Annotated in this window: 11 protein-coding genes; 8 read left to right on the top strand and 3 right to left on the bottom strand. The window is 47.7% G+C overall.

The genetic code is table 11. The annotated features are described in order from the left end of the window. The first annotated feature begins 125 nt into the window (after positions 1 to 125). From HQRW_RS00755 to HQRW_RS00775, 5 genes are all read left to right on the top strand, one after another. Positions 126 to 1,634: an NADH-ubiquinone oxidoreductase-F iron-sulfur binding region domain-containing protein gene (locus HQRW_RS00755; RefSeq protein ID WP_014555060.1), complete on the top strand. Its 1,509-nt coding sequence runs from the start codon at positions 126 to 128 to the stop codon at positions 1,632 to 1,634. Next, a complete protein-coding gene (locus tag HQRW_RS00760) occupies positions 1,634 to 2,689 on the top strand; it encodes a 2Fe-2S iron-sulfur cluster-binding protein (RefSeq protein ID WP_014555061.1) in 1,056 nt (351 codons plus the stop codon). The genes HQRW_RS00755 and HQRW_RS00760 overlap by 1 nt, the downstream gene beginning before the upstream one ends. Then, positions 2,686 to 5,004, top strand: coding sequence for a formate dehydrogenase subunit alpha (gene fdhF / locus HQRW_RS00765; RefSeq protein WP_014555062.1), 2,319 nt, complete (start codon positions 2,686 to 2,688; stop codon positions 5,002 to 5,004). The genes HQRW_RS00760 and fdhF overlap by 4 nt, the downstream gene beginning before the upstream one ends. 2 nt (positions 5,005 to 5,006) lie before the next feature. Further along, entirely contained in the window at positions 5,007 to 5,795 is a 789-nt protein-coding gene (locus HQRW_RS00770; protein WP_014555063.1) for a DUF1641 domain-containing protein, read from the top strand. 110 nt (positions 5,796 to 5,905) lie between these two features. Continuing rightward, the gene (locus tag HQRW_RS00775) at positions 5,906 to 7,993 is read left to right on the top strand and encodes a molybdopterin oxidoreductase family protein (RefSeq protein WP_014555064.1); all 2,088 of its coding nucleotides are present in this window, start codon (positions 5,906 to 5,908) and stop codon (positions 7,991 to 7,993) included. A 398-nt stretch (positions 7,994 to 8,391) separates the two neighbouring features. Here the strand turns inward: HQRW_RS00775 and HQRW_RS00780 are convergent, their stop codons facing one another. After that, on the bottom strand, positions 8,392 to 8,670 hold the full coding sequence (locus HQRW_RS00780) for a DUF7564 family protein (RefSeq protein WP_231852378.1): 279 nt from the start codon (positions 8,668 to 8,670) through the stop codon (positions 8,392 to 8,394). Between the two features lie 92 nt (positions 8,671 to 8,762). Here HQRW_RS00780 and HQRW_RS00785 point away from each other — a divergent pair, with 92 nt between their 5' ends. After that, the gene (locus HQRW_RS00785) at positions 8,763 to 9,395 is read left to right on the top strand and encodes a hypothetical protein (RefSeq protein WP_014555065.1); all 633 of its coding nucleotides are present in this window, start codon (positions 8,763 to 8,765) and stop codon (positions 9,393 to 9,395) included. A gap of 132 nt (positions 9,396 to 9,527) precedes the next feature. Here the strand turns inward: HQRW_RS00785 and azf are convergent, their stop codons facing one another. Further along, on the bottom strand, positions 9,528 to 10,319 hold the full coding sequence (gene azf / locus HQRW_RS00790) for an NAD-dependent glucose-6-phosphate dehydrogenase Azf (protein ID WP_011570430.1): 792 nt from the start codon (positions 10,317 to 10,319) through the stop codon (positions 9,528 to 9,530). A 136-nt stretch (positions 10,320 to 10,455) separates the two neighbouring features. Between azf and HQRW_RS00795 the strand changes: the two genes are divergently transcribed. Together HQRW_RS00795 and HQRW_RS00800 are read left to right on the top strand one after the other, a co-directional pair. Beyond that, entirely contained in the window at positions 10,456 to 10,830 is a 375-nt protein-coding gene (locus tag HQRW_RS00795; protein ID WP_014555066.1) for a dihydroneopterin aldolase family protein, read from the top strand. A 91-nt stretch (positions 10,831 to 10,921) separates the two neighbouring features. After that, positions 10,922 to 11,329, top strand: a complete 408-nt coding sequence (locus HQRW_RS00800) for a DUF5790 family protein (protein WP_011570432.1) — start codon at positions 10,922 to 10,924, stop codon at positions 11,327 to 11,329. Between the two features lie 217 nt (positions 11,330 to 11,546). Here the strand turns inward: HQRW_RS00800 and HQRW_RS00805 are convergent, their stop codons facing one another. Then, positions 11,547 to 13,499: an ABC transporter ATP-binding protein gene (locus HQRW_RS00805; RefSeq protein WP_011570433.1), complete on the bottom strand. Its 1,953-nt coding sequence runs from the start codon at positions 13,497 to 13,499 to the stop codon at positions 11,547 to 11,549. Between the last annotated feature and the right edge of the window lie 50 nt (positions 13,500 to 13,549).

The following is a 13,549-nucleotide window of genomic DNA, read 5'->3' on the forward strand; positions in this document are numbered from 1 at the left end:
AATTTCCGCAATGATAACTTTAATAATTGTATATGTAAATTATTGACTATATTACATAATAACTTAAATGATACACCCAATCATTTATGCTATTCAAATACTTCCTAGTTGTTAGACGATAATTAATGACAATACTCACTCCGACCGGCGGTCTTCAGCTCCGAGTTGCTGGCGTTGATGCTCTGGATAACACCGAGATAGATCTTGACGCCGCAATTGAGTCCCCCGTTGCTACGGTCGGTTCAACAGGTGCTATAGCAGCCGAACCACTTCTTATGGCGACTACCGACGGAACAACAGCATTCTACCCTGCGTGTTCGTCTACTCGTCTTGAAACCGTTGCACATCGTATCGATGAGACTGGTGACATTACCGTTGCAGACCCAGCAGCAGTTGTCGATCACGACCCCGAAACGCCTGAGATGCCCACCACTGGTCTCAGCACTTTCCAAGACGAATCCCGTCGTGTTCTTTCTGGGTCCGGATGGCGACGTCCGGCAAATGTCGACGATTATGATGCTGCTGGTGGATTTTTAAAAGATATTGACCCTGATGCCGTCTTTGATGCCGGTGAGAGCATACATGGGCGCGGATGGGGAGATGCCTGTCACGATTCCCCACTTACTGAGACATGGATGGATGCCGACGATGCTGAGGGAGAGGCCGCAATCGTTATTAATGCACATAGTAATCCAGGAGATTCCCTTTTGCTCTCTAGTGTGCCATTTACGATTCTTGATGGGGCGGTGTCGCTAGCACAGACCGTTGATGCAAGTGAAATCGTCATATTCGCATCCATAGCGGATGAATCCACGATTGAGACCGCTCGTACCGCTATCGATCGTTATCCGAATGAATCGTCAATCGCAATTGACCTTGTCACCGGTCCAGCCGAGTATCGTGCGGCTGAACCGACGATGGCGCTTGAAGCGATTGAAGGAAATCACCGACTTGAGGCTCGACTTCGACCGCCAGGTCCCGAATCAGTCGGTCTCTACGGTCGCCCGACTCTGATTCACACTGCGCGAACGCTTGCACATCTTGCTGTTTCGCTTCGTGAAGACAGCATTGATTCTCACCCATCGACTCGCATAATGAGTATTGAAGGCGATGTTACTGATCGGACAATCATCGAAGTCCCAGAAACAACAACGCTTGAAACAGTTTGTGCAGCGGCTGACACTACTGACGGCATCAAAGCCGCCTGTGTCGGGGGTCGTTTCGGTGGTCTTGCAGCTGATCTTGATATTTCAGTTGACCCAGAAACGCTCATCGATGCAAATCTTGGGACTGAAGGCATCGTCCATGTCCTCTCTGAGGATCGTTGTGTTGTCGAGTTTGTTGGTGAGCGAGCCCAATTTGCTGCAGAAGAAAACTGCGGACGATGTGTCCCCTGCCGCGAGGGGACAACACAACTTGCTGAGTTACTGCGGTCGCTGTATGACGGCACGTATCAACCTGAAGCTATTGATGAATTGATTCGAGTTATGACTACCACAAGCATCTGCGAGTTCGGTGTCAATGCAGGTCGACCAACGCAGACTGCGCTCAACGCATTCGAATCCGAATTTGAGGCACACGCGAATGGTCGATGCCCGACTGGCAGTTGTCTTGCAACTATGGAGGCTCAATAATGAGTTCAGAACGCGATAATCGAAATCACGCACACACACATTCTAATCACGGTCATGATCATCCTGACGCACCGCCATTAACAGAAGATATTGCTCCTGGAACAGCTACTGACCCGGACGTTGGCTCGGAAACATCATCAACACTGACCGTTGATGGACGAGTCGTTTCTGTTGCTGCAGGTGCGACAATCCTTGACGCGCTCAATGCAGTTGACACTGAGGAATATGTCCCGGCATTATGTAGTTACGAGCGTGAAGACCAAATCGGTCCTCGAAGTGAGTGTCGGACCTGTATGGTTGAAACCGAGACGCATGGCATCGTTCCCGCCTGTAGCTTCCCAGCCGAGGATGGACTCACTGTTCAGACAGATGCTGAGGCGGCAGCTGAGGCTCGCGATGTCAATCTTGATTTGGTCCTCTCAGATCATAATCTGCGATGCACTGCCTGTGGAAAGAACGGTCGCTGTGAACTCCAGGATGCAGCAATTGAACAGGAGGTTGATGAACCTCGGTATGGCGTCCTTGAGGATCGTGATGAGTATGAGCCGATTGATGATTCATCACCGTTCATCCAGATTGATCGGAATAAATGCATCCTCTGTAATCGATGTGTTGAAGCGTGTAATGACGTTCAAGTCGCAGGTGTGCTCCAAATGGAAGGGTCTGGACAGGATACTCGGATTGGATTCCAGAATGACTCTCCAACAATGGAAGACTCAACATGTGTCTCCTGTGGACATTGTGCAACAGTCTGTCCAACCGGGTCACTTGTAGAGAAAGGAATTGAGGATGCAACGACAATTCCACTTCCTGGATTTAACCAGAAAAATAGCGTTGGAAAGACAATTGAGGGGACTGGTGAGGATAAAGAACCAATGACACAGAAAAAAAGACAGCACTCAACAGATACAAACGCGAACGCGAACGCAAACGCACAAACTGATGGTGGGACAGCATCTGTCGAACATTCAAATTCCAATACTGAAGATAAGAACAATACCAATCAGACCGATGATTCTGGCTGGAAAGATATTTCGAGTGGTGAGTGGCCATGAGTAGCGATAATGATCTCAATGGTGTTGCTGGCTACATGCAACATGCTAAGGAGCAAGCACTTTCGAATGTTGAGAATATCGCTGAGGATATCGCTGCGGATACATTTCCGGAGGGCAAACTCTTCGAAATTGCACAGGCAATCGGTGACAAACGACTTGAAGAACTGAATGTTGCTGATACGACCTGTGGATATTGTGCAGTCGGTTGTCGATTTGACCTGTACTCTGATGGTGAGGAAATTCTGGCTGCTCGTCCGACCGAAGATGAAGACGCCCCGATTAATGGCATCTCCACATGCGTGAAAGGAAAGTTCGGATACGACTTCATCAACTCTGATGATCGGCTTACCGCGCCGCTTGTCCGTGATGAGAGTGGACAATTCCGTGAAGCAACATGGGATGAAGCACTTTCACGTGTTGCTGATGGACTCGGTGAGATTCGTGACACCCACGGTGGCGAAGCATTATCAGTCATTGCATCCTCAAAGGCAACAAACGAAGAGAACTATCTGATGGGCAAGTTCGCCCGGCAGGTGCTCCAGACAAATAGTATTGATAATTGTAACCGTCTCTGTCACTCCTCGACGGTTGCTGCACTTGGGCAGACGTATGGATATGGTGCAGCATCCATCAGCACTGATGATCTTGAGATTGCCGATTGTATTCTCCTTACCGGTTCGAACACGACTGAAGCACACCCTGTCCTTGCAACACAGATCAAACAGAACGTTCGTGATGGGGCTGATCTGCTCGTCTTTGATCCGCGTGAGATACAAATGGCTGAGTACGCCTCTCAGTATACGCAGGTTAAACCAGGGTATGATGCAGTGTGGATCAATGGTATCACTCGTTATATCATCGAGCATGACCTCTATGATGAGACGTTCGTTGCAGAGCAGACGACTGGCTTTGAAGAGGTTAAAGACTCTGTCGAAGAGTTCACCCCTGACCGTGTTGAGAAGATTACCGGTGTTTCACACGATGAGATTGCCTCTGCGGCAGAAATGATTGCTGACGCTGATGGCTGTGTCTTCGGGTGGACACTTGGACTGACAGAGCACTCACATGGAACTGAAAATGTTATTGCAATGGCAAATCTCGCAGCAATAACCGGAAATCTCGGTAAGCCTGGTGCGGGTGTCTCTCCATTCCGCGGACAAAATAACGTTCAAGGCGGCGGTGGTGACATGGGACCATTGCCAGATAATTTCCCTGGCTATCAAGATATCGCCGATGATGATGTCCGTGCCAAGTTTGAGGATGCCTGGGACTGTGAGATTGATCCTGAGTATGGCTACTATACGACACAGATGTTTCTCGAAGCTGCAGAAGACAACATCCGTGGCATGTATATCATTGGTGAAAACTCAGCACTGTCAGAACCCGGTGTGAATCATGCTGAGGATGTGCTTGAGAATCTTGACTTCCTCGTTGTTCAAGATCTCTTTGTAACTGAGACTGCAAAATACGCCGACGTTGTCCTTCCAGCCTCATCATTCGTTGAGAAGACCGGGACATTCACCAATACTGACCGAACTGTCCAAATGGTAAATAAGGTGATGGAGCCGAAGGGCGACTCCCGACCAGACTGGATTATCTTACAGGAACTCGCAAACAGAATGGGTCGTTCCTGGGACTATGATTCAACGGCTGAAGTCATGGATGAAATAAATTCATTAACACCAATCTACGGTGGTGTCTCTCACGAACGAGTCAAAGAAAACGGTGGACTTCAATGGCCGTGCTGGGACATGGACCATCCTGGCACTGTCCGGCTCTATGAAGATGAATTCAACACCGATAATGGAAAAGTAAATCTCAAAGGTGTTGGTTACAGCGAACCTGCAGAGACGCCAACTGAGGAATACCCACTGACACTGACGACAGGTCGTGTGCTGTATCAGTATCACACTGGAACCATGACTCATCGTGAGGAAGGCATCATGCAGTATAATCCAAGCGACTTTGTTGAAATTAATCCTGCAACAGCAGCAGGAATGGGTATTTCAGGCGGTGACCCTGTCCGAATCGAGTCGCGGCGTGGTGAGACGGTTGTTCCAGCACAAATAACCGATCGTGTCGGTCCTGAGAATGTCTTTGTCCCAATTCACTTCACTGAAAGCGCAATCAACAGATTGACCGATGAAGAGCATCTTGACCCTACAGCAGCGACGCCAGAATACAAGGTGTCAGCCGTACGTGTTGAACCAGCAGACGCAGATGCGCTTGATGCTGACGTTGATACTGGGCAGGAGGCAATGAGTCAATCACTCAGTAGCGATGACCGAACAAGCATGAGTACAGGAGACGACTGACGATGGCAAAACCAGCCGACGAATATCCTAATTCGGCAACGAATGGCACACAGGAGGCCATCACCAATGGTAGCATCAATCTTCATGCAGATGATGATACAAGCAGCCAGGAGGCACTCGACACCGATGGTGCAGCAGCACTTACTGCAGCCATTGACGCACATGGTGAGGACCTCGCAGCCGCAATCGAGCGTACTGATGAATTAAATGATGCGCTTACCACAGCAATAATTGTTCTTGCGACCGCTGATGAAGAAGAGCTTGAATATGTCACGAACTCAGCGGCAAATCTTATTCAAGCGGCTGATGGACTCTCCACAGAGGGGTCTGCAGCACTGGCGACAGAACTTGGAAAGAACGCAGACGACCTCTCAGAATCACTCGATACTGTCGTTACGCTACAGCGTGATGGACATCTTGATGATCTTGCGATGATTGCAACTGCCTTCGCTAATTCATTATCATCAAATGAGGTCGAAGAGCTATCAGCGATACTCGAAGATAACGGCACAGAGGTTGTCGAGGCGCTTGATCTCGTTCTTGAACTTCAACGAGAGGGGCAACTAGAGGAACTCCTTGATCTTGCAAAAACGCTCTCAGTGTTGGAAATTGATGAGGATACTGCACGCGGATTGAACCAGCTTCTACAAAGTGTTAGTGAAGCCCAGCGAGAATCAGAACCAGTTGGATTATTCGGTGTTCTTGGTCACCTTCGAGGGTCTCGTGCACGTGCTGGGATCGGGTACTTCATCAGCATTCTTAAATCACAGGGACGACGACTTCAAGAGTAATCAAGAATTAGCCATTCTGAATCTGCGCACAGTCTCAATATATTGTATTTCAACCATCAGTTGTATATCACAACTATAATTCATCAATATACGACTATACCTGCCACACCATGACCAATAACGCATCAGATAATTCTGCGACCATTTGCCCACGTTGCGGCGTTGGTTGTCGGCTCCGCCGTCGAGAGGACACATCCAGGACAGGTCGTGCAAAAGGAGTTAATGGTCCAGCGAATCCAAATGGTCGGCTTTGTCGCCGGGGGATTAATGCATTTGATTTTAGCCTTGATGATCCAGAGACAGCAGCCAAGACGGGTGTTGATAATCCTGAGACGGGTCGATTGATACATCCCCGATGTGCACTTCCTGAGACAGAACCAACTGATAACACGGACTCAACTCATATGCGCCGTATCTCATGGCAGACTGCATATGAAACTATCTGCGACCGATTTAGCGCAGTTCGTGAGATACATGGTCCAGATGCGCTTGCATTTCTTGGCGCACCTCATTGCACAAATGAAGAGAATTATTTGCTTCAAAAGCTGGCACGAACACTTGGAACGAATAATATCGACAATCGCGCACGTCACTGTCATCGTGAGACAACACGAACACTTGCCAGTCGCCTTGGATATCCAGCAACATCGACAAGCCTCGATGAAATACTCGACGCGGATGTTATCATAGCCGCTGGTGCAAATCCAGCCGATCGACAACCGATTGCATTTAATAGTTTTATTCGGCCGGCTGTCTCGGAGGGTACAACACTCATTCATATTGACCCTGTTGGAAATGAAACGACTCGACTTGCAGATATCCATCTTGCTCCTCGACCGGGTTATGATGCTGCTGTTTTCGATCTACTGAGCACGATAATAGTCGAACAGGGTGGTATTGATGAGACATTTCTTTCTGAGCGAACTCGAAATGCTGAGCGGTTTCAACAGTCTTTGATGACGCTTGATGCTGATGATGCACGTGTTGCCGCAGATATCGACGCTGAATCACTCCACTGTGTTGCACAGGCGATTATTGATGCAGATCATGTAATTGCGCTCACCGGTACTGGTGTCGATGAAAGCGGTCATACTGAGACCAACCAGCCGGACCCTAATGCGCCAGCAGCGTTGATACATCTTCTTGGACTCACTGGAAATCTTGGCTGTTCCGGATCTGGTGTGATTGTCCTCCGTGGTCTTATCAATGAACAGGGAGCGACGGATACCGGCTGTGTGCCGGACCGCCTTCCTGGAAACCAATCAATTCAAAATCCTGAAGCTCGTGCTCGCGTTGGTGATGTCTGGGGTATTGACCCCCCATCGACCCCGGGGACGTCTGCAACGGCATTACTCGATGGATTTGGTAATGATATTCATGCAGCACTTGTCGTCGGTGAAAATCCAGCACTGTCAAAACGCGACCCAAGCTGGGTCAAAGATCAACTGAATTCCCTTGACACGCTAGTTGTTATTGACCCACTATGGAGCACAACCGCTGAACATGCAGATGTGGTTCTGCCAGCAGCGACAGGTGTCGAGAAACGCGGAACAGTCACAAATCTTGAACGCCGCGTTCAACGCCTCACACAGACACAAGCACCACCAGGGCAGGCTCGTACTGACTTTCGAATTCTCTCTGACCTTGGTCGTCGGCTCATTGGCGAGACATTTGATTATCAAAATATCGAGGCAGTGTTTACTGAGTTGACACAAGTAAGCCCACCACATGCAGGTATTTCGTATACAGATGTTGGTGTCGATGGACAACAATGGCCATTCCATACGGATAGTCGTCTATACGACAAAGAGTTTCTGACTTCGGATGGGAAAATGTCATTCGGTACCGTTCAACCAATTCCTGTGGTCACAGATGATTCTGCGCAAACATTTACACTTTTAACAAATGGTCGGACAAGTGAAGTATATGGAGAAACTGAAAAAGAAAATCCCCAAGTCCAACTCCATCCTACAGACGCGAAGAAGCATGATCTCACGGATGGGATGATTGTCACTATCGAAAACGCTGATGCTGCGGTGGAGGCAACAGTGACAATTGAGACGAACGTTCGCCAGGGAACACTCTCAATCGCAGCCGTTGCTGCTGATTCACTCATCCGTGCTGAAACAGGTGATTCGGTGGTCACAATTGCGTCATCTTCACACTCAGATGATGTAGATACAACTAATCAATCATAGGCAATGAATTGTTTAGGATCTATCTTGAGGCGGGTATCTTAATCGCAGCTCAGACCCTCCGCTAGGCTGGCAGGCAGTGTGGAAGAGATTGCAGAAACTTCGCATGTGGGCAGAGGGATACGATCTTGATGCTGAATGAGCAACTCTCATTCAGCAGCATCTCCTGCAGGTCAATCTATCTCTCGATAGTTCCATCGGTAGGTTTCTCGCCGTTATTTTGTTTCGCGTGCTGTTGATCCTAAGAAATGAATTTTCTGATCGCTTACTTCTTTTCAGGTCTCAATGAATTGACCTTACCTGTTGAGACTGAATTATGAGCAAGGGATAGCCCTTCAGGGGTGGAGGATGTCAAAGCAATAGTGTTCTTATCAGTATAGCCGATAGAGCTGATAGCTGTGTTATTCGTTCGCGTTGAATCCTGAGGAAGCGCTACTGGTATTACTGTCATTGTTAGTGCTCTCATCTCCATCTTCGGTACCAGTTGATGATTCCGATTCGGCTGATGATGGTGAGCGATGACCAAACGGTCGTGGTCCTTCATCCGTCTCGCCCTCGTAATCTGGTTCCTCGCTTAGCCACGCTTCGTGACACTCCGGACAGTAGTTACCGTGGTAGTTTCCTCCACGAACAAACTCTTCTCCGCAGTTCACACAGGTGACGTGCGTCCGAGTCATCATATAATACCATGTGGTGAACACTCATACGTTCGTCGCCGGTTTATATCGAACACTGTCGACAGCGTATTGTTTTTCGATTGTATATTACCACTGTGGATGAGACACTCTATGCTGCTGCCGTGTTATTCAATGCTGGCGAATATCGCCCTGCGCAGACTGCATGTCACCTAATATATCAACAGGAAGATCTTTCAACTGATGATCAGACCGTGTGTATGGCTTTCAAGGAATCAGCAACAGCGATTGATAATGCAGAAACCCACAATTGGGTCTCAGCAGCAACAGCCGCGAGTAATGCAAGCACAAAACTCGCTGCGATAAGAACTTCACAGCCATCAATCGTTCATAATCAGCTTTGTGAGTACATTTCGACGCTCAGTAGTGACCCTGTGGTCATTGAGCGCCGCCGCGTTCCCTCATGGTACATTGATACAGAACGACCGACAGTAGCAACGCTTCGATTTGATGCAATCGGTTATGCAGCCTCCGCGATTGCATCTCATCTTGAAGATGTTGATACTGATATTATTGCTGATGCAATCCAGTATGGTCATGACGAAGTTGGGACTAACTCTCGGACACATACCGAATCAGATGGGTTCATTGGAACACTTTCTGTGTTCGTTCGTGATTCCGACCACCGTCGGCTAATCTATGATCGACTGTATAACCATGTTGAACGGCGACGACAGCGTGAACAGGATATAGATGGGTTGTTTGATTGATATTTTTTCTCTCCTGAGAGGGACGCTATCTTTATATAATAACTCCTACGATGAGATCAAGCAACATATGATAAAAGACACTCATTACTAGCGGGCATATCAACAAAAAGAGGGTATCTATCGGTATCACATCTATTCTCCCTTTTTTACTATCCGTTCTTTACCTTGCCACTCCGCGGAATTATCCTGTGGGTTATATCCAAGTGTCTCCTTTGCATGTGCAATCGAGTAGTACTTCCGGTCATTGTCAGAGATCCCATAAATAATTTCGAATTCATACTCTGCGTCAATGCACCGCGAGAATAAATGCGCACAATCTCGATATGAGAGCCACATCGCTTGCCCTCGCTCATAGTCGATAGGTGGATGACCCTCAGTCAGATTCCCGATACGGACATTTGCAACGGCAATTCCATGGTTATCATGATAATATCGCCCAATAATCTCTCCAGTTGCCTTGCTCACCCCATAGAGATTACTTGGTCGTGGGAGCTCTCTTCCATCAAGACGATATGTATCATCGCTACGGTACATTGCTGGTGTTCGTTCGTTTGTTTCATATGATCCAACAGCGTGGTTTGATGAAGCAAATATAAACCGATCAACATCAGCGTTGACCGCAGCCTCATACACAGCCTGTGTTCCATTGATATTATTCTCTAAGACGCTTTTCCATGGTGCTTCAGGGCGTGGATCACCTGCAAGATGAATAACTGCTTTGCATCCTTCAATTGCATTAATAAGCGCATTTGTGTCTGTAACATCGGATATAAATACATCGTCAGCAGCAACTCTTGAGGGGCGGCGATCCCGCGGGACGGGTTCGCGGTCAAACAACCGCCATGCAAAATCTTCACCAGCGTGACGTAAAATTGCCTCACCGACCCGCCCACTAGCTCCCGTCAACAAAACCGGCTCGTCCATTCATCTCTTATTGAGACAGGCGTGGCTAAGAAATCCTCGGTTCGAATCCTCTTGAGTCTCTAAGACTCATAGCGATAGCAACAAGCATCATTATATCCAATACTAACTCACGTACATGACCGCGGAGGACAAACATATGCAGACTACTGCAGCAACGACCGCCGAGGAAGCATGTTTTGAAGCCGGTATCAAATTCGGCACACTCTATCATCAGTTCGCTGGAACTCCTGTGAGCCCAGCCAGTGCATCGACTCTTGAAGATGCGATTGCAGATGCAATCGAAAATCAACCACACTGTGAGGCTGTCAGCGTTACTGTGAGGACTGACCGTCTTGAAACTGCGCTTGCTGAACAGTCCGCCGAGTACACTGAATTGACTGGAAAGTTCCTTGATGTAACAATGCAGATTGAATATAACCGCTGTCGGGTGCAAACGCAGATGACAATGCATGGTGATTATCCACTCATGGAGATTGTTGCCGTTGAGTCACCCACAGATGATTCATCCTGACAGCAAAACCAAATTCATCATATAATTCGGTGTCATATTCACTTTCGCACTCGGACATGTCTTTATAAATCTTGGCGTCTAATCCAGGCGTATGAGCAGTCAAAGTACGCTTAGCGACGATGACTTATTTGGCGAAGCAGCAGAAGAAATGCGTGAAGAGGTTGAGGCTCATCTTGATAACGCTCATGCAGCACTCCCAGATGCCGCCTCAATGTGGCAGACTAATGCCGATAATGTGCTTGGAGCGCTCAATGGACTTCGCTCAGCGCTTGATGCAGGCGATGCTGAAGAGCACCTTCGACAGGCGAAAAAGACCTTTGTTGTCGGGACTCGTGCAGATGCCTTTGATGACCCTGATGAACTTCGCTCGGAGGTTGAGTCAGTTGAAGAATTACTTTCATCGATTAATACGGCCGACGAGCTTGCCAGTGAGTTGACAACAACAGTACCACAATTGCATGATCAACTCCCAGAAGCCGATGAAGAAAGTGACGAATGATATCATACAGACATAATGATGTCATCGAGCACACTCACAACATGCTTGTGTGTTTCTAAATTTTATCATCATTTACATTTAATAATCACCTTCATTACCTCATATCGTACGTACTGATACATTTATTCAGCAAAGTGCAATATATGGCACTCTCTGTGTATGTCATAACAAATAGCACGCACTTGAAAATAATAGCGTCAGTTACTATATGGTCGATTCAGTCATCTGCGGCATCAGTCTCAATCGATGTTTGTGAAGCGCGTTGTGTTGCTCGTTGAATAAACGTTTCAGGTAATTCTTCAATTTCGCCTGCTTGAACACCCCATAGATGTGCATAGAGCCCATCAGCACCGAGCAAGTCAGTATGTGTCCCACGCTCAACAATCTCTCCATCATCGAGCACAAGGATTTGATCTGCATCTTTAATTGTCGAGAGTCGATGTGCAATACTGAATGTTGTTCGGTCAGCAGTCAGGCGCTCTATCGATCGTTTGATCAACATTTCTGTTTCAGTATCGACATCTGAGGTTGCCTCATCAAGTATGAGAATCTCGGGATCCCTGAGAACAGCGCGTGCGATTGAAAGTCGCTGTCGTTGTCCACCAGAGAGTTTGACCCCTCGTTCGCCAATCTCTGTATCGTATCCATCCGGGAGATTCATAACAAATTCATGTGCTTCTGCTGTTTTTGCAGCATCAATAATCTCGTCGCGAGAGGCATTGAATGTCCCATATCGAATATTCTCTGCCACTGTCCCATAGAACATGAACGTATCTTGACTCACATATCCGATTGATTCTCGAAGGCTTGGGATTGTTATCTCACGAACATCTGTTCCGTCAACTGTAATTGCCCCCTCATCAACGTCATACATCCGAAGCAGGAGTTTTAGTACCGTTGACTTTCCAGCTCCAGTTGGACCAACGAGTGCAAGCGTCTCACCGCCTGGAATTTCAAAGGAAATATCTTTGATTGTCGGCTCTTCATCGGTTTCATACCCAAATGTGACATCACTGTACTGAACGGTGCCTGTATCAACATCGAGCGCCGGTGCATCAGGGTCGTTGACAATCCGCGCAGGCTCATCCATCAATCCAAAGATTCGCGCTGCGGAAGCGTACGCCCGCTGATACATATTGATTATCTGACCGAACTGTGACATCGGCCAAATAAATCGCTGTGTAAACAGGATAAATCCAACAAACTCGCCTGGCGTTAGCGATCCTGAGAAGAAAAGCGGTGCTTGACCAGTTTGTTGATATGTCAATACCCATGCCCCGCCAATGAGGAATGTCAAGACGAATCCAACCCCAGAAAGAATACGCAATGCAGGGAAGAACGTGATCCGTGTTTTGATTGCATCCCAATTTGAGTCGAAATATTCTTGAGAAGTATCATCAACTCGGTCTGATTCGAAGTTTTCAGTGTGTGCAGACTTAATAACTTGAATACCACCAAGATTATTCTCAAGACGAGAGTTTAACTGTCCGACTGATGAACGGACATCGGCGTATTTTGGCTGAATTATCTTCACAAACCGATAGGTGAAATACCCAATAAGTGGGACCACACTGAGGGTGACAAGTGCAAGTTGCCAATTCCAATACAATAGAATCGCAGCAATACCAATAACCATCACTCCAAGCCGAAATGCTGAATTCATCCCGTCATTGAGAAACCGCTCTAATCTATTCACGTCATTCGAGAGAATTGACATCATCTCACCGGTTTGCTTATCAGCAAAGAATGAGAGACTCAGCCGCTGCATTTCATTATATGTATCTGTTCGAACCGCATGCTGGACACGCTGAGCGAACGCATTCCATCCCCAGTTTCGCGTCCAGTGAAATCCCGCAGCACCAAAGAATGCTCCGGCAATAAGCGCAACGGAAATATATAATTGCCCGACCTGGTCGGTCGGTATCCATGCTGCTGGAACGAACCATAATGAGAATGTCCGCTCATCGAGAAATATTGCATCCACCGCGACTGCAAGTAGAACTGGCGGAAGGAGGTCGAGAACACGAGCAGCAATACTTGAGATAACACCAACAGCTATTGCTGGTATGTTTTCGCGACCGTATGTCGAAAAGAGCCGTCGCATTGGATTTGACACGCGTTCGCGCTGTGACTCGAACGGATCATCATCATCTGCAGGGACCGCATCCATCACTATAATTTAGGGTTCAGGTCGGATAACGGTTGCTGAGACCGGGAATA

This window comes from Haloquadratum walsbyi C23 (assembly GCF_000237865.1).
GTDB lineage: Archaea > Halobacteriota > Halobacteria > Halobacteriales > Haloferacaceae > Haloquadratum > Haloquadratum walsbyi.

What these genes read in the sequence shown, in the direction of transcription:
- HQRW_RS00760 (WP_014555061.1), top strand. Translation starts at nt 1,634, where the DNA reads ATGAGTTCAGAACGCGATAATCGAAATCACGCACACACACATTCTAAT.
- HQRW_RS00770 (WP_014555063.1), top strand. Translation starts at nt 5,007, where the DNA reads ATGGCAAAACCAGCCGACGAATATCCTAATTCGGCAACGAATGGCACA.
- HQRW_RS00805 (WP_011570433.1), bottom strand. Translation starts at nt 13,499, where the DNA reads ATGGATGCGGTCCCTGCAGATGATGATGATCCGTTCGAGTCACAGCGC.
- HQRW_RS00780 (WP_231852378.1), bottom strand. Translation starts at nt 8,670, where the DNA reads ATGATGACTCGGACGCACGTCACCTGTGTGAACTGCGGAGAAGAGTTT.
- HQRW_RS00755 (WP_014555060.1), top strand. Translation starts at nt 126, where the DNA reads ATGACAATACTCACTCCGACCGGCGGTCTTCAGCTCCGAGTTGCTGGC.
- HQRW_RS00800 (WP_011570432.1), top strand. Translation starts at nt 10,922, where the DNA reads ATGAGCAGTCAAAGTACGCTTAGCGACGATGACTTATTTGGCGAAGCA.
- HQRW_RS00775 (WP_014555064.1), top strand. Translation starts at nt 5,906, where the DNA reads ATGACCAATAACGCATCAGATAATTCTGCGACCATTTGCCCACGTTGC.
- fdhF (WP_014555062.1), top strand. Translation starts at nt 2,686, where the DNA reads ATGAGTAGCGATAATGATCTCAATGGTGTTGCTGGCTACATGCAACAT.
- azf (WP_011570430.1), bottom strand. Translation starts at nt 10,319, where the DNA reads ATGGACGAGCCGGTTTTGTTGACGGGAGCTAGTGGGCGGGTCGGTGAG.
- HQRW_RS00795 (WP_014555066.1), top strand. Translation starts at nt 10,456, where the DNA reads ATGCAGACTACTGCAGCAACGACCGCCGAGGAAGCATGTTTTGAAGCC.